Source organism: Specibacter sp. NPDC078709 (genome assembly GCF_040686795.1).
Classification (GTDB): Bacteria; Actinomycetota; Actinomycetes; order Actinomycetales; family Micrococcaceae; genus Specibacter.
The window spans coordinates 153,684-175,993 of record NZ_JBFBLU010000003.1 but is presented as its reverse complement, the minus strand read 5'-3'; the positions used below and the strand labels follow the sequence as shown (position 1 = coordinate 175,993).

At 61.4% G+C, this 22,310-nt stretch carries 17 protein-coding genes; 14 read left to right on the top strand and 3 right to left on the bottom strand.

All coding sequences use genetic code 11. The annotated features are described in order from the left end of the window. Positions 1-90: 90 nt before the first annotated feature. Entirely contained in the window at positions 91-1,479 is a 1,389-nt protein-coding gene (locus tag AB0P14_RS07375; protein ID WP_363839840.1) for a PrsW family intramembrane metalloprotease, read from the bottom strand. A gap of 292 nt (positions 1,480-1,771) precedes the next feature. Here AB0P14_RS07375 and pyrR point away from each other — a divergent pair, with 292 nt between their 5' ends. From pyrR to AB0P14_RS07305, 14 genes are all read left to right on the top strand, one after another. Then, a complete protein-coding gene (gene pyrR / locus AB0P14_RS07370) occupies positions 1,772-2,383 on the top strand; it encodes a bifunctional pyr operon transcriptional regulator/uracil phosphoribosyltransferase PyrR (protein ID WP_363839837.1) in 612 nt (203 codons plus the stop codon). Next, the gene (locus AB0P14_RS07365) at positions 2,380-3,417 is read left to right on the top strand and encodes an aspartate carbamoyltransferase catalytic subunit (protein WP_363839834.1); all 1,038 of its coding nucleotides are present in this window, start codon (positions 2,380-2,382) and stop codon (positions 3,415-3,417) included. The genes pyrR and AB0P14_RS07365 overlap by 4 nt, the downstream gene beginning before the upstream one ends. Further along, positions 3,414-4,739 carry a dihydroorotase gene (locus AB0P14_RS07360; protein ID WP_363839831.1) on the top strand — a complete coding sequence of 442 codons (1,326 nt, stop codon included), beginning with the start codon at positions 3,414-3,416 and terminating at the stop codon, positions 4,737-4,739. The genes AB0P14_RS07365 and AB0P14_RS07360 overlap by 4 nt, the downstream gene beginning before the upstream one ends. Beyond that, the gene (locus AB0P14_RS07355; protein WP_363839828.1) at positions 4,739-5,377 is read left to right on the top strand and encodes a hypothetical protein; all 639 of its coding nucleotides are present in this window, start codon (positions 4,739-4,741) and stop codon (positions 5,375-5,377) included. The genes AB0P14_RS07360 and AB0P14_RS07355 overlap by 1 nt, the downstream gene beginning before the upstream one ends. After that, positions 5,374-6,603, top strand: a complete 1,230-nt coding sequence (carA, locus tag AB0P14_RS07350; RefSeq protein WP_363839825.1) for a glutamine-hydrolyzing carbamoyl-phosphate synthase small subunit — start codon at positions 5,374-5,376, stop codon at positions 6,601-6,603. The genes AB0P14_RS07355 and carA overlap by 4 nt, the downstream gene beginning before the upstream one ends. After that, on the top strand, positions 6,603-9,911 hold the full coding sequence (gene carB / locus AB0P14_RS07345) for a carbamoyl-phosphate synthase large subunit (protein ID WP_363839822.1): 3,309 nt from the start codon (positions 6,603-6,605) through the stop codon (positions 9,909-9,911). The genes carA and carB overlap by 1 nt, the downstream gene beginning before the upstream one ends. Beyond that, positions 9,904-10,770: an orotidine-5'-phosphate decarboxylase gene (gene pyrF, locus AB0P14_RS07340; RefSeq protein WP_363839819.1), complete on the top strand. Its 867-nt coding sequence runs from the start codon at positions 9,904-9,906 to the stop codon at positions 10,768-10,770. Before carB ends, pyrF begins: the two co-directional genes overlap by 8 nt. A 124-nt stretch (positions 10,771-10,894) precedes the next feature. After that, entirely contained in the window at positions 10,895-11,215 is a 321-nt protein-coding gene (gene mihF / locus AB0P14_RS07335) for an integration host factor, actinobacterial type (protein WP_363839817.1), read from the top strand. Continuing rightward, the gene (gmk, locus tag AB0P14_RS07330) at positions 11,212-11,826 is read left to right on the top strand and encodes a guanylate kinase (RefSeq protein WP_363839814.1); all 615 of its coding nucleotides are present in this window, start codon (positions 11,212-11,214) and stop codon (positions 11,824-11,826) included. Before mihF ends, gmk begins: the two co-directional genes overlap by 4 nt. Positions 11,827-11,923: 97 nt before the next feature. Then, positions 11,924-12,181, top strand: a complete 258-nt coding sequence (gene rpoZ / locus AB0P14_RS07325; protein ID WP_044575390.1) for a DNA-directed RNA polymerase subunit omega — start codon at positions 11,924-11,926, stop codon at positions 12,179-12,181. 32 nt (positions 12,182-12,213) lie between these two features. Continuing rightward, positions 12,214-13,647: a bifunctional phosphopantothenoylcysteine decarboxylase/phosphopantothenate synthase gene (locus AB0P14_RS07320; RefSeq protein WP_363840421.1), complete on the top strand. Its 1,434-nt coding sequence runs from the start codon at positions 12,214-12,216 to the stop codon at positions 13,645-13,647. An 82-nt stretch (positions 13,648-13,729) separates the two neighbouring features. Continuing rightward, positions 13,730-14,932, top strand: coding sequence for a methionine adenosyltransferase (gene metK / locus AB0P14_RS07315; protein ID WP_363839810.1), 1,203 nt, complete (start codon positions 13,730-13,732; stop codon positions 14,930-14,932). 140 nt (positions 14,933-15,072) lie between these two features. Further along, positions 15,073-17,391, top strand: coding sequence for a primosomal protein N' (locus AB0P14_RS07310; protein WP_363839808.1), 2,319 nt, complete (start codon positions 15,073-15,075; stop codon positions 17,389-17,391). Positions 17,392-17,481: 90 nt separating this feature from the next. Next, a complete protein-coding gene (locus AB0P14_RS07305) occupies positions 17,482-19,818 on the top strand; it encodes a DUF222 domain-containing protein (protein WP_363839805.1) in 2,337 nt (778 codons plus the stop codon). A 398-nt stretch (positions 19,819-20,216) separates the two neighbouring features. On the opposite strand, the gene AB0P14_RS07300 is transcribed toward AB0P14_RS07305, so the two are convergent. Both AB0P14_RS07300 and AB0P14_RS07295 read right to left on the bottom strand, forming a co-directional pair. After that, complete coding sequence (locus AB0P14_RS07300; protein ID WP_363840418.1) at positions 20,217-21,275, bottom strand: glycosyltransferase family 1 protein; 1,059 nt, start codon at positions 21,273-21,275, stop codon at positions 20,217-20,219. A gap of 71 nt (positions 21,276-21,346) precedes the next feature. After that, on the bottom strand, positions 21,347-22,309 hold the full coding sequence (locus tag AB0P14_RS07295) for an alpha/beta hydrolase (RefSeq protein WP_363839802.1): 963 nt from the start codon (positions 22,307-22,309) through the stop codon (positions 21,347-21,349). Between the last annotated feature and the right edge of the window lies 1 nt (position 22,310).

Genomic DNA, 22,310 nt, shown 5'->3' with positions numbered 1-22,310 from the left:
TCTACCGGGGTCTCGGCCAGGCTCCAGTCCGGAGCGGGCCGACCAAGCAACTCCACTAGACAGTGCTCCAGATGGTAGGCAGCCCGGCAGTTATTGGGGCTGCTGCCAATTGTTGTGGGCTTGTGGCTGTTGCGCGTGCAGCTGCTGCACTTGGAGCTGCTGAGCCTGCACGTTCTGCGCCTGCCATACCGCTTGCGAATGACGGCCCAGCAATTCCGTGCGGACGCCGGTGATCTCATTCAGTAGTTGCATCTCCAGCTCTTGGCCGGCGCTGAATCGGTTCGCCGCGCTGGTGCCAGCGACGCCTCGCGCGTCCACCAGTAACCGCTGCCGGGTGAAGGCCAACCGTGTGGCCAACCGGATAAATTCCTTCATGATGGGTCCTGCCGCAAAGGTCTTGGACCATGTCAAAGCCCGACGCCGGCCAGAACCTGTGGCCAGCATCGGCACCTCCTGCTGGGTGAACCATCCGGACGGGACATAGTCGGCCAGACGGTTGCGGGTCAGTTTCGCTTCTGAACGGCGCAGCAGGATGATGCCCACAATGCTCAGGATGAACAGGGGCACCTGTAGCACCACATAGACCAAGAAGAAGTTGCCGCCCAGGAACGCCGATCCGTTCCACAGCCCGTGCAGGAGCATGGCCGGGACCAATCCCACCACCCAGGCACCGAGAACCATCAAGGTGCCGCCGTTGCGGGCTGCGTAGCCCACGCAGACCCCAAGGGTGGCAGTGAACATGACATGGGCAAAGGGAGACATGAGCCCGCGCATGATGAAAATACCCACCAAGCCGCCCACGGCTCCGTCGGCCTCGGACAGAGCCTGACCAAAGTACAAGATGTTCTCAGTGAACGCGAAGCCTGCTGCGATCATGCCCGCGTAGACCACCCCGTCGATGGGGCCATCAAAGGTGCGCCTTCGCAGGAAGAACAGCAGTAGGACGCCAGCGCCCTTGCACAGTTCCTCAACCAAGGGAGCCTGAATCACGGCGCCCACCAAGTCGGCATCCGCCGAAGGATTAGTGCCCATGAGCAGAGGCTGCACCCAGCTTCCTACCAGCAAGGTGGTGATGACTGCCATCCCTGCACCCCAACAGAAAGCCAAAAGCAAAGCGGTGCGGGGTTCTGGCTCCCACCGGTCAATCCACATCAGGGTCGCGATGCAAATAGTTAGTGGAATCAATGCCAGTGCGCCGCAGATCAAAAACACGTTGGCGCCGATCGACAGGGCAAAGAAGGCCAATGTCAGCATTGTTACCAAAGCAAGGACACACAGCAAGATGATGTTGCTCACCTTCGCCGTCAGCCCGCGGCTTCTACGTTTCGACTGGATTGGGGCGGGGTGCGCCCAATAGTCGGGCGTGTAGCTCAACGCGGTTCCCGGTGCCTGCACTTGAGGAAGTGGGGCCTGGGCGTAGTGCGGTTGCTGCTGCGGGGCACCTGCAGCGGAGTTTTGCCAGTGGCCGGGATCAGTCATGCTCTCAAGCGTAGGGCCACCACAGTCTCACTCAAAGATGACGCGCTCACCGCACCCCATTCCCCACATCATCTACCGCCGCAGCCGGTATCTACTGCGGCACCCGGTGCGAGCGACACAGGCCCGAGGACCTCTTACGCAGACCCTGACGCAGACCCTCGCGTACGCCTCGGATCACGCTCTGGCACCGCTGCAGCGGACACGGGAGCTACCTGCTGCTGTGGTAGTTTGAGGTGTACGCAATCAACCTTTTAATTCCGTCCAGTGAGGCGGGGAAAGGGGACGCGAGAAAATGAGCAATTCCTCTGCAGCAATTGGGGATGTTCCATCAACCTCGGCGCCTGTCACTGTGTCCCGCGTGGTTCTCAACGCCGCGGACATTGAACGGGCACTGACTCGTATCGCCTATGAAATCTTAGAAGCCAACAAAGGCTCGCAGGATCTGCTCCTCTTGGGCATCCCGCGCCGCGGCTTCCCGTTGGCTCAACGCTTGGCCGCAAAATTGGCCGCCAGCGATCCGGCGATCGACCCCACCGCCATTGTCGGCCAGCTCGATGTCACCATGTTCCGTGACGATCTAGCCCACCAGCCCACCCGAGCACCCCAGCGCACACAGCTGCCCGTCTCCGGCATTGATGGGAAAACCATTGTGCTCGTCGATGACGTGCTGTACTCCGGTCGCACCATCCGGGCGGCACTGGATGCCCTCGTTGATTTGGGCCGCCCCCGCGCCGTCCGCCTGGCGGTACTCGTTGACCGCGGCCACCGCGAACTCCCTATCAGGGCAGATCATGTGGGTAAGAATCTGCCCACATCCTCGAGCGAAAAAGTGCGCGTGCACCTCGTTGAGATCGACGGCGGCATTGCTGCTCATGACGAAGTTGTGATTGAGGCCGGCGTATGAGGCATTTGCTGTCTACTGAGCAACTGAGCCTCGAAAGCGCTATTCAGATCCTGGACACTGCTCAGGAAATGAGCGCCGTGGGCGAACGGGAAATCAAGAAGCTCCCGGCCCTGCGGGGCCGCACCGTGGTGAACCTCTTCTTTGAGGACTCCACCCGCACCCGCATCTCCTTCGAAGCAGCCGCAAAGCGACTCTCCGCAGATGTCATCAACTTCAGCGCCAAGGGCTCCTCGGTGTCCAAGGGTGAATCCCTCAAGGACACCGCCCAGACCCTCGAAGCCATGAGCGCCGATGCCGTGGTCATCAGGCATTGGGCCTCCGGCGCTCCCGCGCAGTTGGCCAACTCGGGCTGGATTGACGCCGCCGTCATCAATGCCGGCGACGGCACCCACGCCCACCCCACCCAAGCCTTGTTGGATGCGTTCACTATGCGTGCCCACTGGTCCAAGATTCAGGGCACCGCTTCGGTGGGAGCCGATCTGGCCGGCATGCGCGTGCTGATCGTGGGAGATGTGCTGCATTCTCGCGTGGCTCGATCCAACGTCTGGCTGCTGCGTACCCTTGGTGCCCACGTGACCTTGGTGGCGCCGCCCACCTTGCTGCCGGTCGGCGTCGAGCATTGGCCTTGCGAGGTCAGCTACGATCTCGACGCAGCTCTGGAAACCGGTGTTGACGCCGTCATGATGCTGCGCGTTCAAGCCGAGCGCATGAACGCCTCCTTCTTCCCCTCAACGCGCGAGTACGCCCGCCGCTGGGGGTTCGACGACGCCCGCCTCGCCAAACTCGATGCCCTGAACCTCAAGGACACCATCATCATGCACCCCGGGCCCATGAACCGCGGCCTGGAGATTTCTTCCGCCGCCGCCGATTCACCCCGTTCCACCGTGCTGGCCCAGGTTCGCAACGGTGTCTCGGTGCGGATGGCGGCCCTGTACCTGCTGCTGTCCGGGGAGATGCGTGAGAACCCCGCACCAGCCGCCCCGGCGCAGCCACTGACTTCACACACTCTGCCTCTTGTAAAGGACCCGTCATGACTTCCGTAAGTTACTTGATTCGTTCGGCCTCCCTCTTGGGTCAGGAAAGAGCAGACATCTTGGTGCGCGACGGCGTTATTGCCGCGGTGGGGGAGGGCCTCGCCGCTGATGTGGTGGGAGACGCCACCGTCATCGACGCCAGCGCGTTGGTAGCGCTGCCCGGCATGGTTGACCTGCACACCCACCTGCGCGAACCTGGCCGCGAAGATGCCGAAACCGTTGAAACCGGAACCCGCGCCGCTGCTTTGGGGGGCTTCACCGCCGTCCACGCCATGGCCAACAGCTCACCGGTGGCCGATACCGCCGGTGTGGTGGAGCAGGTTTACACCCTTGGCCGTGAGTCCGGTTGGGTGGATGTGCGCCCCGTCGGCGCCGTCACCGTGGGCCTGGCCGGTGCCCAGCTGGCCGAGCTCGGCGCCATGGCTGATTCCCGCGCCCGCGTCCGGGTCTTCTCCGACGACGGCATCTGCGTGAGCGATCCCGTCCTGATGCGCCGCGCGCTGGAATACGTCAAGGCGTTCGACGGCGTGATTGCTCAGCACGCGCAGGAACCTCGCCTCACCGAAGGCGCCCAGATGAACGAGGGCGTGGTCTCGGCAGATCTCGGCTTGGCCGGTTGGCCAGCTGTTGCCGAAGAGTCCATCATTGCCCGCGATGTCCTGCTGGCCCAGCACGTGGGCTCACGCCTGCACGTGTGCCACGTCTCCACGGCCGGATCGGTGGAGATCATCCGCTGGGCCAAGGAACGCGGCATCTCCGTCACGGCAGAGGTCACCCCGCACCACTTGCTGCTGACCGAAGAACTGGTCCGCAGCTACAACCCGGTCTACAAGGTCAACCCGCCCTTGCGCGCAGACGCTGATGTGCACGCCCTGCGCGCAGCCCTGGCCGACGGCACCATTGACATTGTCGGAACCGACCACGCCCCGCACCCCAGCGAAGCCAAGGAATGCGAATGGGCTGCCGCGGCGATGGGCATGACAGGCCTGGAAACGGCCCTGTCGGTGGTGCAGGAAACCATGATTGAAACCGGTCTGATGACGTGGGCGGACTTTGCCCGCGTCACCTCCACCACCCCGGCCCAGATTGGCCAGTTGGCCGATCAGGGACGACCCTTGGAAGTGGGGGAGCCGGCCAACATTGTGCTGGTTGACCCTGCAGCCCGCTGGAACGTGGACCCGTACGCCATGGCCACCAAGGGCCGCAACTCACCGTTTGCCGGCTTGGTGCTGCCGGGCAAGGTGGTGGCCACCTTCTTCAACGGCCACCCCACCGTGCTGGATGGCAAGCTCAACACCCCTTTCGTTCACGGAGCTAACTAGTGGATGAGCGGATAGTGCCAGGCATTCTGACGCTGCTGATCGTTGCCGTGGCCTTCACCTTGATGTGGTGGGGCTGGCGCAATAAGCTCAAGCGCCAGGCCGACGTCGGACAACTCCCCGAGGTGCCTGCTGAGCTAGGCGAAGCACTCATTAGCGTCCCGGGACAATACGTAGTCACCACCTCCGGCGGAGACTGGTTGGATCGGCTCGCAGTTCACGGGTTAGGCATCCGAACCCCCGCAGTGGTCCACGCCTACCCGTCAGGGATCCTCGTGGAGCGCTCCGGTGCGCAGGATATTTTCATCGCCAAAGAGCACTTCACGGAACTTGCCACACAAGCCGGGATGGCCGGGAAATTTGTGGAAAAAGACGGGATCGTCGTCATCAGCTGGCTTCTAGCTGGCGCTGAAGTTGACACCGGATTCCGCACCACCGAGGCCGGTGCCAAACACCCGCTGATGGAAACATTGCAAACCTTGCTGCCCGAAGGTGCCAAAATGGCAGATAACGGTTTGTTAGAAAAGATAGAGAATGCAGCACCTGAGGCGCAACCAGGCGCGCAACCAGACGTAGAACCTGATGTCCAGAACATCGATACACCCGCAGTCGAACGCAACGGAAAGAACAAATCAGAATGAGTCATGCAACCATGCCTGCACAGGCACTTTTAGTCTTGGAAGATGGCCGCACTTTCCGTGGCAGCAGCTACGGGGCACAGGGCACGACCCTGGGCGAGGCAGTCTTCACCACGGGTATGACCGGTTACCAGGAAACCCTCACGGACCCGTCCTACGCTCGTCAGCTGATCATCCAGACGGCCCCGCATATCGGCAACACCGGTGTGAACAAGGCTGACAACGAGTCGGCAAAGATCTGGGCTGCCGGTTATGTTGTCCGTGACGCGGCCCGCCGCCCGTCCAACTGGCGCAGCGAGGGAACGCTCGACGACGAGCTCATCTCCCAGGGCATTGTCGGCATCCAGGGTGTTGACACCCGCGCCATCACCCGGCACCTGCGTGAGCGCGGTTCCATGAAGGCTGGCATCTTCTCCGGCGAGGCAGCAGCCCGGCCCGAAGCTGAACTACTCGCAGAAGTCGCCGCTCAGCCGTCCATGGAGGGTTTGCGACTGGCTGAAGAGGTCAGCACGAAGGAGGCGTACGTCGTCGAACCTGCTGACCACGGCTGGACGGGGGAGACCCTGTTCACCATTGTGGCGCTGGACCTTGGCATGAAGGCCATGACCCCGGCCCGTTTTGCCGAGCGCGGCGTTCGCCTGCACGTGCTGCCGGCCGCCACCACTTTTGAAGAAGCCATGGAGTTGAATCCCGACGGTGTGTTCATCTCCAACGGCCCCGGTGACCCCGCTACGGCAGACCGCCAGGTGGGCTTCGTACGCAGCTTCTTGGACGCCGGGGTGCCGTACTTCGGCATCTGCTTCGGCAACCAGATCCTGGGCCGCGCCTTGGGCTTTGGCACGTACAAGCTGCGTTACGGCCACCGCGGCATGAACCAGCCGGTCTTGGACCGCAGCACCGGCAAGGTGGAAATCACCAGCCAGAACCACGGCTTCGCCGTCGACGCACCACTGGACGGGCCCACCCAGGCTCCCGAGGAGCGCTTCGGTCGGGTTGAGGTCAGCCACATCAGCCTCAACGATCAGGTTGTTGAAGGCCTCTCTTGCCTCGACGTCCCCGCCTTCTCGGTGCAGTATCACCCCGAGGCCGCGGCCGGCCCGCACGACGCCGCCTACCTGTTCGACAGGTTCATCAATCTCATGACCGCCTACAAGACATCAGATGCCAGTAAGTCCGCCCAGGGCGAGACCGCACAGAGCCAGACCACACAGAGCCAGGAAAACAAGTAATGCCAAAGAGGGAAGATCTTAAGTCAGTTTTGGTCATTGGCTCCGGCCCGATCGTGATTGGCCAGGCTGCCGAGTTTGATTACTCCGGCACCCAGGCGCTGCGTGTTTTGAAGGAAGAGGGCCTGCGGGTCATCCTCGTCAACTCCAACCCGGCCACCATCATGACCGACCCCGAGTTCGCCGACGCCACCTACGTTGAGCCCATCACCCCCGAGGTGATCGAGAAGATCATCGCCAAGGAGCGCCCCGACGCCATCCTGCCCACCCTCGGTGGCCAGACCGCGTTGAACGCCGCGATCGCACTCGACAAGAACGGCGTGCTGGCCAAGTACAACGTTGAGCTGATCGGCGCGAACATCGCCGCCATCGAGCTCGGCGAGGACCGCGAAAAGTTCAAGGGCGTCGTTGAGCGCTGCGGTGCCGAATCGGCCCGCAGCCACATCATCCACACCATCGAGGAGGCCTTCGCGGCCGCCGAGGACCTGGGCTACCCCATGGTCGTGCGCCCGTCCTTCACCATGGGCGGGCTCGGCTCCGGCCTGGCCTACACGCCGGAGGACTTGGAGCGCATTGTGGGCCAGGGCCTGCAATACAGCCCCACCACCGAGGTTTTGCTTGAAGAGAGCATCCTGGGCTGGAAGGAATACGAGCTGGAGATGATGCGCGACAAGAACGACAACGTCGTTGTTGTGTGCTCCATTGAAAACTTTGACCCGGTAGGCGTTCACACGGGCGATTCCATCACCGTGGCCCCGGCCATGACCCTGACGGACCGCGAATACCAGAACCTGCGTGACATCTCCATCGCGATCATCCGCGAGGTTGGTGTTGACACCGGTGGTTGCAACATCCAGTTCGCGATTGAGCCCGACACCGGCCGTGTCGTGGTGATTGAGATGAACCCGCGCGTTTCCCGCTCCTCCGCACTGGCCTCGAAGGCAACCGGCTTCGCCATTGCCAAGATCGCCACGAAGCTGTCCCTGGGTTACACGCTGGATGAGATCCCGAACGACATCACCCAGAAGACCCCGGCCTCCTTTGAGCCGGCTCTGGACTACGTTGTTGTCAAGGTTCCCCGCTTCGCGTTCGAGAAGTTCCCGGCAGCGGATCCCACCCTGACCACCACCATGAAGAGCGTCGGCGAAGCCATGGCCATGGGCCGCAACTTCACCGAGGCCCTGCAGAAGGCGCTGCGTTCCTTGGAGCAGAAGGGTGCCAGCCTGGACTTCTCCTCCGTCAACGCCCTAGACGTCCCCGATCTGATTGAAGCGGCTAAGCGCCCCACCACGGAGCGTCTCTCACAGGTTCAGCGCGCCCTCCTGGGTGGAGCCAGCATTGAAGAGCTCTACGAGGCCACGGGCATTGACCCCTGGTTCCTAGACCAGCTGGTACTGCTCAACGAAGTAGCGGCAACTATCCGCCAGTCCACCGCGCTGACCCCGGAAATGCTGAAACTGGCCAAGCGCCACGGCTTCTCCGATGTCCAGATCGGTGCGATCACGCACAACACCGAGGCTGTGGTGCGTGGCGTCCGCCAGGCCCTGAACATCCGCCCTGTCTACAAGACTGTGGACACCTGCGCCGCCGAATTTGCTGCGTACACGCCGTACCACTACTCCTCCTACGATGAGGAAGATGAGATTGCGCTGCACGAAAAGCCGTCCGTCATCATCCTCGGCTCTGGTCCGAACCGTATTGGCCAAGGCATCGAGTTCGACTACTCCTGCGTGCACGCCTCCATGGCACTGCGCAAGGCCGGCTACGAGACCGTCATGGTCAACTGCAACCCGGAAACCGTCTCCACCGACTACGACGTCTCCACCCGCCTGTACTTTGAGCCGCTGACGCTTGAAGACGTGCTGGAGGTCATTGCGGCCGAAGAGCGCACCGGCGGCGTCATGGGCGTCTTCGTGCAGCTCGGCGGTCAGACTCCGCTGAAGCTGGCTCAGGAACTGGCCGACGCCGGTGTGCCCATCCTTGGCACGTCCCCGGAAGCCATCGACTTGGCTGAGCACCGCGGCATGTTCTCCCGCGTCTTGGACGAGGCCGGTCTGATCGCGCCGAAGAACGGCACTGCCGTGTCCTTCAACGACGCTAAGAAGATCGCCGATGAGATTGGCTACCCCGTTCTGGTCCGCCCGTCCTACGTTTTGGGCGGCCGCGGCATGGAGATTGTGTACGATGAGGCGAATCTTTCCCGCTACATCAAGAACGCCACGGAAATCACCGAGGCACACCCGGTCCTGATCGACCGCTTCCTGGAAGACGCCATCGAGATTGACGTGGACGCACTCTTCGACGGCAAGGACATGTACCTTGGCGGCATTATGGAGCACATTGAAGAAGCTGGAATTCACTCCGGTGACTCCGCCTGCGTACTGCCCCCCATTACCCTGGGCAAGGACGTGCAGGAACGCGTCCGTGTGGCTACCCGCGCCATCGCCGAAGGTGTTGGCGTGCGCGGCTTGATCAACATCCAGTTCGCACTGGCTGCTGACATCCTCTACGTCCTCGAAGCCAACCCGCGGGCCTCCCGCACGGTCCCGTTTGTCTCCAAGGCAACTGGCGTGCAGATGGCCAAGGCCGCCGCGCTTATCGGTGTTGGTGTCTCCATCGCCCACCTGCGTAGCGTCCACCACATCCTGCCTGAGGTTGGCGACGGCGGAAAGCTGCCCGACAACGCTCCGGTCGCCGTGAAGGAAGCTGTTCTGCCCTTCAACCGTTTCCGTACGGTGGAGGGCCACGTAGTGGACTCCCTGCTCGGGCCGGAAATGCGTTCCACGGGGGAGGTCATGGGCATTGACAAGCACTTTGACACGGCCTTCGCCAAGAGCCAGGCGGCCGCCAATGGTGCCCTGCCCGTCTCCGGAACCGTGTTCGTCTCCGTGGCGAACCGCGATAAGCGCTCCATCATCATGGCCGTCAAGCGTCTGGTTGACCTGGGCTACGAGATCGTGGCCACCGGGGGTACTGCCGATGTACTGCGCCGCAACGGCATCGCTTCAACTACTGTTCGCAAGATCAGTCAGGAAAGCGCCAACTCCGATGACCAGAGCATTGTGGACCTCATCAATAACGGTGAGATCGACATGATCTTCAACACCCCTTCAGGTGGTCAGGCCCGCGGCGACGGCTACGAGATCCGCGCAGCGGCGGTCTCTAACGGCCGTCCGTGCATCACCACAGTGGCCGAGTTCAACGTTGCCGTCCAGGCCATGGAGGCATTGCGCTCCTACGAATGGGATGTCACCAGCTTGCAGGAGCACGCCGTGGTTCTGGCCGCAGGTCAGGTAGCCCAGAATGCCTAATCCGGAGTCAAGGCGCGACGGCGGTCAGCGAGCGTCCTTCGGCGCCCGGCTCGCCGAGGCGATGGCTGCCCGCGGTCCGCTGTGTGTGGGTATCGACCCGCACCCAGGGCTGCTGGCTGCCTGGGGACTGGAGGATTCCATCCAGGGCCTGCGGACGTTTTCCTTCACAGTGTTGGAAGCTGTTGCGCCATTGGCGGCAGCCATCAAGCCTCAGGTGGCGCTCTATGAGCGTCACGGTTCGGCCGGTTTGGCCGTGCTTGAGGATCTGCTGGCTGCAGCCGTTGACGCCGACGTCTTGACCATCGCTGACGCCAAACGTGGGGACATTGGCTCCACCATGGCCGGTTATGCCGATGCCTGGCTGCGCGACGGTTCGGCCCTTGCCGCCGATTCGTTGACGCTGAGCCCATATCTGGGGTTTGAGTCGTTGCGTCCGGCACTGGATCTGGCCGCAGACAACGGCCGGGGTGTGTTTGTTCTCGCATTGACCTCCAACCCGGAGGGCGCTTCGGTGCAGCATGTGGGCGGAAATGAATCGGTGGCCAAGCGCATTGTGCAGGCGGCAGCGCAGGAAAATCAACGCTATGCGCAAGCGGCGCTGGGTTCTGTCGGACTCGTTGTTGGGGCAACTGTAGGCAGTGCGCTGAAGGACCTGAACATTGATTTGGCGGCCCTACATGGCCCAATCCTGGCGCCAGGCTTGGGTGCGCAGGGTGCCACGGGTGCCGATATGCAGGCCACTTTTGGGGCAGCATATCCGGCAGTTTTGGGTACCTCGAGCCGGGGTATCTTGGCTGCCGGGCCTGATCTGGCGGCTCTCCGGGCAGCTACCACAGAATCGTTGGCCGGGCTTAAATAGCGGCTGGCCGCAGTCGCGGCCCGCCATGCGCAGATTGATTTGCTTCCCCGGTGCGGATAGGTTCGAACCACTAACTGTGTTCGCCATCCGCGCCGGGGACATTCGTCATCAGGGAGCCTTTTTCGTGAACTTGCCGCACCTCTCGCATGAACAACGCGCAGACGCGCGGATCAAGGCCATTGCAGCCCGGGCGGTGAGGTCCCAGACAAAACAGGATCTAAAATCGGGACAGGCCAGTGTGGCAGATGTGCTTGGCGCAGCTGGCACGGAGCCGGCCCTGGACAGACTCAGAGTCAGTGATTTATTGGAAGCCCTCCCGGGCATTGGAAAGGTACGTGCAACTGTGATCATGAGCGAGCTGGGTATTGCCCCGACCCGCAGGGTGCGTGGCTTAGGCATACACCAACGCCGAGCCTTGATTGAATACCTTGGAAAGAAGTCATGAGCCAGGTTTCCGTACCGATGGAAAACACCGTCCGCACCAAGCCCCGCAGCGGTGTCACCGTTCTGGCCGGGCCCACCGCGGTTGGCAAGGGCACTGTTTCAACTTTCATCAGGGATAACTACCCTGAGGTGTGGCTGTCCGTTTCGGCAACCACACGCAAGGCGCGCCCGAACGAGGATGAAGGTATCCACTACTTCTTCAAGTCAGCGGAGGACTTTGATCATCTCGTTGCTGCCGGCGATCTGCTCGAGTGGGCCGTCGTCCACGGCGTGAACCGCTATGGCACGTTGCGCAGCACTGTTGAAGCGGCTGTGGCTGATGGAAAATCGGTGCTGCTGGAGATTGATTTGCAAGGCGCACGCCAGGTGAAAGAAGCCATGCCCGAGGCTGACTTCGTGTTTTTGGGCCCGCCCAATTGGGACGAACTTGTCCGCCGATTGGTGGGACGCGGCACAGAAACTGCCGAAGAACAGCACCGTCGCCTAGAAACCGCTAAACTGGAACTTGCTGCCGCCCCGGAATTTGATTACGTCATTGTTAATGACGATGTCAGCCGGGCTGCAGCCGCGCTTGTTGAACTGATGGGGCTCACCCCTCACCACACTGCTTGAGCCAAGATAAGTTGCACGGTAACCGCTGACAAACCGTTAGCGAACCGTGCACATTGTTGGATCTGCAAGACACCCTTTCGATTTTTTGGAGAAGTAATTGACTACACAACCCGAAGGCATCATCAATCCCTCGATCGATTCGCTGCTTGAAGCTGCCGATTCGAAGTACGGACTGGTCATCTTTGGTGCCAAGCGCGCACGTCAGATCAACGCTTACTACGCACAGCTCCACGAGGGCCTGTTCGAGTACGTTGGCCCGCTGGTAGACACCAAGTTGAACGAGAAGTCGCTCTCTATCGCTTTCCGTGAAATCGACGAGGGCCTGCTGGTTTCCACCCCCGTCGAGACCGCGTAACAGGAAGTTTGAGCACAGCCACGGTGTCTGAGCTGAACATTGTTTTGGGAGTAGGCGGCGGCATCGCCGCCTACAAGGCGGCCTTGTTGCTGCGCCTCTTCACCGAGGCAGGCCATCAGGTCACGGTCATCCCCACCGACGCATCCACCAACTTTGTGGGTGTCGCCACCTGGGAGGCCCTCAGTGGCCGGCCCGTCACCAACAATGTTTTTGACGCCGTGGATCAGGTCAACCACGTACGAATCGGCCATGAGGCCGATTTGATCGTGGTGGCCCCGGCCACCGCTGATCTTTTGGCGAAGGCCGCTGGCGGACACGCCAACGATCTGTTGACCACCACCTTGCTGATGGCCCGCGGCCCGGTGCTTTTTGCCCCGGCCATGCACACAGAAATGTGGGCTCATGCCGCCACGCAAGCCAACGTTGCCACGCTGCGGTCCCGCGGCGTGCACGTGCTGGACCCTGCGGTGGGGCGCCTGACTGGCGTGGACTCCGGTCCCGGCCGGCTCCCCGAGCCGGAAGCGATTTTTACCGCCGCCATGGCATTGCTTGACGACGCCGGATCCTCGGCACCCACTGAAGCCGCACCTAGCGTGGGGGGCCAGTGGGGCGCCGGGAATCTTGTTGAGACTGCCGCTGGCGCCGAGCCAGTCATCATGGCAGAGCCCTCGGACCACTCTGGAGCTGTCAACGACGATGCGAATCTGCTGCCCGCCACGGACTCCCTTACGGGCTCGGCACCCCTTGCTGTCGAAGATGGCCCGCTGACTGGAATGAACGTTCTGATCACTGCTGGTGGGACGCGAGAACCTCTGGATCCTGTGCGGTTCTTGGGCAACAAATCTTCGGGCAAGCAGGGCGTGGCCCTGGCCGAGGCAGCATTGGCTGCGGGCGCCACGGTCACCTTGATCCACGCCCACCTGGAAGTAGCCCCTCCCGCCGGTGCCAAGCTGCAGCCGATTGAGACTGCTCTTGACTTGCGGAAGGCAACGCTGGCAGCGGCGGCGTCGGCCGACGTGGTCATCATGGCCGCTGCCGTGGCCGATTTCCGTCCGGCCAACGTTTTTTCCGGCAAGATCAAGAAGCGCGACAACGTCGAGGATCCCGTCATCACTCTGGTCCGCAACCCGGATATTTTGGCGGAACTCGTGGCCCACCGTTCCGCGCAAAACCAGCAGCAGCTCATTGTTGGATTTGCCGCAGAAACAGGCGACGACGAAGCAGATGCCCGCACTTACGCTGAAGCGAAACTGCGCCGCAAGGGCTGCGACTTGCTCGTGGTCAATGAAGTGGGGCCGGGGGATTCCGGCACCGAGCGGGTCTTTGGTCAAGACACCAACCATGTCGAGATTTTGGCTCTAGACGGTGCAACACCCGTGCAATCCGGGGGCAGCAAGCGTGAGGTAGCTGACGCCGTCGTACGTCTGATTGCGCAGAGGCTCGGCCACACCTCAGGCACTACCTAACCACGCGCCAGCAACACACTATGTATGACAAACCGTGTCTCACCGCAATGGGTGGCGAGCTATCCCAAAGTAAAGTAGAACAGTGACTTCAGTAAACCCCCTGCGCCTATTTACCTCCGAATCCGTGACGGCAGGCCACCCCGATAAAATTTGCGACCAGATCAGCGACGCCATCCTTGACGCGCTGCTGGCCGAAGACCCGGACTCCCGCGTCGCCGTTGAGACCATGGCCACCACTGGCTTGGTCCATGTGGCGGGCGAGGTGACCACCAATGCCTACGTGGAAATCCCGGCGATTGTCCGCAACACCATCTTGGACATTGGCTACGATTCCTCCGCAAACGGCTTCGACGGCGCCCGTTGCGGCGTGTCCGTCTCGATCGGTCAGCAGTCGCAGGACATTTCCGACGGCGTTTTCAACGCTCTCGAGGTCCGCGAAGGCACCGCCGTGGACAAGTACGACTCCCAGGGCGCCGGCGATCAGGGCCTCATGTTCGGCTACGCCAGCAATGAGACCGCGTCCTACATGCCCACCCCCATCTACCTGGCGCACCGGCTCTCCGAACGCCTCACCGATGTGCGCAAGTCCGGTCTGCTGGAATACTTGCGCCCCGACGGCAAGACCCAGGTGACCATCGGGTACGACGGCGAAAAGCCCGTCTCGGTAGACACCGTTGTCATCTCCAGTCAGCACGCCGAAGGCACCATGCTGGATAAGCTGCGTGCCGATCTGAGCGAGTTTGTTATTGCACCGGTCATGGAGGCCTCTGGTCTGGATGTTTCCGGGCTGAAAACGTACCTGAACCCGGCTGGCCCGTTCGTGGTGGGCGGTCCCGTGGGCGATGCTGGTCTGACCGGCCGGAAGATCATCGTCGATACCTACGGCGGCATGGCCCGTCACGGTGGCGGCGCCTTCTCCGGTAAGGACCCGTCAAAGGTTGACCGTTCCGCCGCTTACGCCATGCGCTGGGTTGCCAAGAACGTGGTTGCTGCCGGGTTGGCCTCACGGGCTGAAATCCAGGTCGGTTACGCCATTGGCGTAGCTCGCCCGGTGGGTGTGTACGTTGAGACGTTCGGCACCGAAACCGTGGATCCGCGCCGCATCGAGGATGCCATTGCGGCCATCTTCGATCTGCGCCCCATGGCCATCATCGACAGCCTTGACCTCAAGCGCCCCATCTACGCCAAGACGGCCGCGCACGGTCACTTTGGCCGCGACGACCCCGATTTCACCTGGGAAAACCTGGACCGCGTCGATGCTTTGAAGGCCTACTTCAACGCCTAATCACTTCCGTTATCCACAGCTGAGCACAGCCCACCGACTACTTTGTCAGTGGCCTGTGCTTAGCTTGTTTTAGGCCGAGTTTTTCGGCCGAACATTCAAGCCCGCATGCGGGTTTGCCGCACCGATCGCAGGAGGATGCCATGGCTGATTCACCACACCATGATGGCCCGGGCGAAGGTGTACAGCTGAGCCTGTTGAGTGGCTTTGTGGCCAAAGAACGCGTGGCCGATCCTCATAGCGGCGTGGTTTTGGCGCCAGTTCTGCCGGTGGCACACGTTGTCATTGATTCACCCTTGCCGCACCTTGACCGGATCTTTGACTATTCCGTTCCCTTGGAGCTCGACGCCGAGGCACAGCCGGGCGTGCGCGTGCGCGTAAAGTTCTCCGGCCAGGACCTCAACGGCTTCCTGGTGGCTCGCGTGGCTGAATCCGAGAGCGACCGTTTGGTGCCGCTGAGCCGCGTGTACTCGGCGGTCCCCGTGCTGGCACCGCAGGTGTTGGAACTGGCGCATCAGGTAGCGGCCCGCTACTGCGGCACGGTGTCTGATGTGTTGCGCGTCGCTGTACCACCGCGGGTTGCCAGCTTGGAAAAGGTTTACCTGAAAAAGGCGGCTGAGCGGGTTGGCAGTGAAGGGGGCCATGGCACCGGGCCTAGCACGGGGCCTAGCGCCGGCGGTGCTGGCTCAGGCGCTGAGAGTGGCTCCGGTCCAACGGCTGGCGTTGCTGCTGGCTCCACTACTGGCACAGGCCAGCGGACCGCCGCCGACGTCAGCCGAGTTGGGGGAGCAGTGGTCCACGATCCCCACGTGGAACCGCTTCTAGAGTTGCCTGCGGCTGCCAAGCCTGGCCATTCTCTGTTCGGTGATTACCCACGTGCCGAGGACTTTCTGACCCGGCTGGCCATGGGGGATAGCCCCAAAGCTGTCCTAGCAACACTTCACGGCTTCGGGCCTATGTCGTGGCACAGGCAGCTGGCTCAGGTTGTGGCTTATTGCCAGCTGTCCGGGCGTGGGGCCATTGTGGTCGTGCCAGATTTGCGCGACCTTGAGCTGCTGGAAGCGGCTTTTGCTCAAGTGCTGCCTGAGGACAGCTTCGTCAAATTGACGGCCGACGACGGCCCCAGCCTTCGCTATGCCAACTTCCTCCGTGTCCTCTCTGGCGACGTAAAGATTGTGATCGGCACCCGTTCGGCTGCCTACGCACCCGTGGCGGATCTGGGTTTGGTCTGTTGTTGGGACGACGGCGACGAACTCCACATTGAACGCCGGGCCCCTTACCAACACAGTCGTGATGTACTGCTACTTCGTTCGAGTATTGAAGACACAGCAGTCTTGATGGCCGGACACAGCAGGAGTAGCGAATCTCAGCGCCTCGTTGCCACAGGCTGGGCGCAGGACCTTGTCGCCGCCCGCCCAGAGGTACGTAAGGCCACGGCCAGGGTCATCAGCACCTCCGACTCCTTCGAGCAAGAGCGTGATCCTGCCGCGGCCATGGCGCGTCTACCTCATAGGGCTTGGGAGACCGCGAAGGCAGCGCTGAAGTTCGGACCTGTGCTGGTTCAGGTAGCCCGGACCGGATACGCGCCAGCACTTGCCTGTCAGCGATGCCGTGAAGTTGCCCGTTGCCAGCACTGCACCGGCCCGCTCATGCAAAGCCGGGCGGCTGGTTCTGCCTCCGTCACGGTGACCTGCAAATGGTGTGGCCAGCCCGAGAACGCCTTCAGCTGCAACACCTGCGGGTTCAACCAATTGAGGGCTATCACCGTGGGTGCTTTACGCACTGCCGAAGAGCTAGGCAGAGCATTCCCATCGGTGCCTGTTATTTCTTCCTCTGGAGACAACATCAAAACCATGGTTCCGGATAAACCGGCTATTGTGGTGGCCACTATAGGGGCCGAGCCAGTGGCTCCGCACGGTTACGCGGCTGCGCTCTTGCTGGATGGCGATTCCATGCTTCGGAGAGAGTCGTTGCGTGCCGGAGAAGAAACACTGCGTCGGTGGATGAACGCAGCTGCACTGGTGCGTTCCGCCAAGGATGGAGGAATCGTAGTTGTCACCGCGGATGAGTCGCCTGAAGTGGCAGCATTGGTGCGCTGGGATCCTGCCGGGCACGCAGAACGAGAGTTTGCGCTGCGGCACCAGCTCGGACTCCCGCCGGCCATGCGACTGGCGTCGCTGACGGGGCAAGAAAGTGATGTAGCGGCTTTTCATGCCGCCTTGAAGCTGCCGGATTCAGTGCGAAGCATCGGCCCTGCACCCGTTGCAGCAGCGCACATGAGTGCATCGAGTGCTGGCGGCGCCGAAGGTGAGGCTGCCCCCGATTACCGGACCATCCTGCTCTTTCCGTACTCCATGGCAGCCACCGTCACGGCCAATATGCGTGCCTTGAAGGCTGCCAATGCAGCCCGCAGGGTGGGTGCGCCCGTCCAAGTCCGTTGCGACGGTTTGGACGTTCTCTAAAATAGGTCCGAACCCTTCCATAAAACATTTTTCGAAGTTACTTTCGGGTATGTATTGCCGTTCTATATAGGTGGGTTTAGTGTTGTTGTTATGAGTATTCGGGAGTTGTTCCCCGGGGGCCGGGGCGGTGACGCTACACAGGATGTGGCGGCACTGCTGGCTGGGATTACTCTTCCTTCTATTGAACCTTTTGGGTCTGACAATGCTGAGTTGGCCGGGTTACCTGATCGGTTGTTGTATTCGCCCTCGAATCCTGCACCGTATCCGTGCCCGGAGGTTGATCCGCCCTCGGTGCTTTCCGTTGCTGAGGGTGTGCGGGATGCTGGCTTGGAGGCCTTGGCCGCGGTGAAGTGTTTAGAAGATGCTCTAGCGGGTTGTAAGGCACGGTTGGTGGCTAGGGTTGCTGGGGCGGCTGCTGTTGAACGGTCAGTGTGGGCGTTGGATGGTTTTCAGCGTGGGGTTGCTGCGGCGGGGTTGGCGACGGAGATGTCGTTCGCGTTGGGGATTCCTGAACCCACCACGGCGACATTGATTGAGCACAGTGTCGCGTTAGTGGGTGATCGCCCGGCAGTGTTAGCTGGCTTGGAAGCGGGGGAGTTGTCGTGGCGGCATGCGGTGGTCATGGTGGAGGAGATCGCGACGCTGAGCTCTATGGGGCACGTTAGGGCCACTGATGAGGCGGTGTTAGAGGGTCGGTTGTTGTATCTCGCGCCGGGGACGACCGCGTATTCGTTTATGGGCAAGGCTCGTCGGGCGCGGGAGAAGATGTTTCCTGAGACGATCCCGGTACGGGTCAAGGAGGCTTTCGCGAAGCGGAAGCTAACGTGTGATGTGGGTGCTGATGGGATGGCGTGGTTGGGGTTGCATATGCCGGCGGTGAGTGCCTCGGGAATTTATACCCGGTGCACGAGGTTGGCGCGGGCGATGAAGGCTGAGGGTGTGCGGGCTCAGCGTGTTGCTGATGCTGCCGGGACGGGTCAGGACTGCCGTGAACACAGGACCCTGGCGCAGTTACGGGCTGATATTGCTACTATCTTGCTGCTGGGACAAAACCTCCCCACCACCGCTACACAGTTAGTCTATGAGGCAGAAGCAACCCTCAACACAGGCACCGCAGGAGCAGGATCCAGTGCCGGCAGCCCGGCCGGTTCAGGAACCGGTTCAGGAACCGGCACGGGAACCAGTACAGGGGCCAACACCGGAGCAGGCCAGAGTGCTGGAGCTGCTAGTAGAACCGGTTCTGGTTCTGGTGTTGAGTGTGGTGGCTCCGGCGGGCTCGGGGATCCTGGTGGAGCTGATGGCTCTGGTTCTGCTTTTAGGGGCAGGATCCGCCCCCACGGCCAGGCAGCTAACCTGGAAGCTGAGACTGAGGTTTCGCCCCCACCTGGTGAGAACGGTGCTACGTCCGAGGCCGCCACAGGAGGGACCCTATCCGGTGGTCCTGCCGTTGCCGGCACGGCCACTATTACGGCCAGTCCCACGGCTGCTGAACTGTATTTCGCCCCTGACCCCGCTGATCCTGCTGATCCTGCCGCCCCTGTTGGTGTTGGTGGCCCTGCTGGCCTGGCTACTCAGCGTTGCGCTCCTGACCCCGCCGACACCACTGACCTAGCCGACACCACTGATCCTGCTGGCCTTACCGATCCTGCGGACTCTGCTGGCCTTGCTGGCCTTGTTGGTTGTGTGGCTGTGGTGGGGGATGGGTCTGGGTTGGTTGATTCTGTTGTGGATGGGATTGTGGAGGATCCCGAGTCAGATTATTTACGGCAGCTGACGGAGTTGGCTGGGCATGGTGTGTTGGTGGATCCGCCGATGCCTGAGGCGTTGGTGTTGGTGAAAGTCCCGTTTCTGGGGTTGTTGGGGATCACGGATGAACCCGCTGAATTGGTGGGTCCTCAGGGTGGTCCTGTGCCGGAGGAAGTAGCGCGGAAGCTGTTGAGTAATAGTTCCTCGTTCTTGCGGGTTTTGACTGATCCGATCACCGGGGAAGCGTTACCGCTGGAACCGCAACGGTATACGTTGCGGGCGGCGGAGCGAGCGGTGTTGCAGGGCCTTGCTGGGTGTTGTTATGTACCGAATTGCCCCAACCCAGTCATGGACACGGAACTGGACCACTTGCGTGCTTTTGAATTCGGCGGACCATCCACCATGGCGAATTTGCGCCCAGCCTGTAAACGCCATCACCTGATGAAGCACTTCAAGGACGATAAGAACCGCCGTGGTCGTCGGCGGTGTATTGATGAACCAGAACGGGCCGGGATCCAGCTCCGTGGCTGGACACCACAACTCACCAAAGACGGACGGATCGGCTGGATCACGCCCAGCGGCAAGTACCGGCCACCACTGAACACCGAACCAGACCGGCCCGAATACCCGAAATGGCTCAAAAAAATCATCAGCAAAACCACCAAAAAACCGACAAACTAAACCGGTTGATTGCTTGCCTGTTAAGTTGGATTTCGACCAAGTGTTGTATCAAGCAGTGACCTTGTACGCCGGTTGACGTCGGTGTCTCGAATGGACAGCATCTTCACCAGAAATTCGAGTTTCTCGAAGTCGGCCACATACTCCTCACCAAGGCGCTCTGACAGAGTACGTGCGGCCAGGTCATCGGCCATACGCCATGCCATGCCATGGCTAGTGCGCCTTCAAAAATACGCTGATCATGCTCGCCTGCGGACCTGTCATCGTCAAGCTCCCATACCAGAAATAACGCCACCCACACTTACGTCAGGAGAACCAGAAAACTGTTCCGATGCCTAGGAAAAGCTCCAACCAGGGTAGGCCGAAGCGAGGCTTCTTGTGAACCTGGATGAGTGGAAGGGTCATCGCTGCTTTCGTAACTCCTGCGCAATTCCTAGCAGTTCCTGGGCGGAGGAATCCCAACTGAACGTGGCCGCCTGGGCAACGGACGCAGTAGAGCAAGCAGCCCAGTCCGTCGGGTCAGCCAAGGCGTGGACGGCAGCGGCAAAATCGTGCGGTGAATCGGCTGGCACATAGTGCGCCGCAGTACCGCCCACCTCACGGAAAATATCGGTGTCAGCGACCACCACGGGTGTCCCCAATGCCATGGCCTCCACCAGTGGCAGCCCGTAGCCTTCGGCCTTGGACAGCGTCACAAGGGCCGTGGTGCGCAGCAGCAGCTGATCGTATTCGGCGTCGGTCACGCCATTGTGGAACACCACCGAGGCCCCGGCAGGCACCAGCGCCGACAACTCGGCGCGACGCTCCGGGGTGATCCGGCTGAGCAGGTTCAACGTGAAATCAGGCAGTTCGGCCATGCCGCGGATCAGCGTTTCCACGTTCTTATAGGGCATGAACGAGCCCATGTAAGTCAGTGTCTTCTCCGGAGCTACCGCAGGATCCCGCGGCGTCCGCTCACCCTGCGGCGCGTTGCCAATGATGCGCACGGGACGCTTGGTGAGCTTGTGCTTACGCATGAGTGACAGCGTGGTGTTACTGATGGTGGCCACCACATTGGCACGGTTGAGCAGCAACCGTTGGGGCCAATACGCCTTGTGATAAATCCGCCAGAGCACACGCACCGGTGCCGGGAGAAAGCCGGGAGGGGCGGGGTGCTCGTAGTAAATGAGGTCGTGCAGCGTCAGGACGAGCGGGTATTTCCGTCCCCAGCTGCCCATGGTTTGCATGGGGCAAAACACCAGATCGGCCGCCAACTTGTTCACGTGCCGGGACACGAAAAGCTCCAGCGGGCTCAGCGGTGAATTGATCTTCACCCACGGCAAATCCGGGAGTAGGGCCAGCTGGCGTTCGTCATGGATGAGCATGGTTACCTGCGCATAAGGTGCGACGGCGGCCATGAGACTTGCGCCGTAACGGCTGATCCCGTCGTGGTGGTCCATGCGCGTAAAGCGGGCGTCCATGACGATCTTGGGTTTAGATGACGGCGTTGGGTTGCCGGCCGATTCGCCAGTGGTGGCCGCTGTGGGGGTGCTCAAGGGGCGGGGTGCCTTTCAAGGAAATCAGTGATGGCAGCTGCTGCCGGCTGGGGTGTTTCGTAATGGATGAGGTGGCCCACCCCGTCGATGACGACAAGTTCGCCTTGGGGGAGGATCTCCAGCAGTTTGTGCTGGTTAGGAAGGGTGGCGATCTCATCCTGTGCGCCAGCAATCAGCAAGGTCGGGAGTGTGAGAGAAGTGGCAACTTCACGCACGGTGCCGCTGACGGAGGCCTGAAATGATTCCAGCAGCATGTCCCTGTTGGCGAAGCCGCTGAAATACGCGTGGTGTTGACCGTGGATGAACGCCAGCAATTGCTTGTCCCGTGTCTTGGACATGGTCACACTCATGACGTACACAATGAGCTTGCTGCGCAACAGCGCATTGCCCAGGCGTGCCGGAAGCTTGGCCGACGCCCAGTAATAGAACACAGCCAGCTTGGTCATGACGCCCTTGGGACCCTCCAACGCGGGGGAGGCGATCGGGTTCACCAAGATCAGTGGATACACCCGGTGCGGATGAGCGGCAACAAAGTGGCTGACCACAATCGAGCCAAAGGAATGCCCCAACAGCACTGTATTCGGGCCAAGTTCCAGTGCGTCCAAGAATGAGGCAAGGAAGGCCCCATATCCGGGGATATCGTGCTTGCCGGAAGCAAATGCGGGGGAGACGCCAAAGCCGGGAAGGTCGGCCATGATGATTCGGTGTTCCGGCAGTAACTCCACCACGCGCTCAAGCCCATGGTGGTCGCCACGGAAACCATGCACCATAACAATGGTGCGGGTGGCAGCCGACGGCGATACCGCGGCGTACTCCCAATAGTGAACGGGGGTGCCCACCACAGTCAGGATGTGGGTACTGACCCGGTCCGCCAGATCAACAGCGATGGGTGAGGCGGGCGCCGTCGTACTGTTCTGTAAGGATGGACTCTTTGCGGATGAACTGTTCTTGGCAGACAAA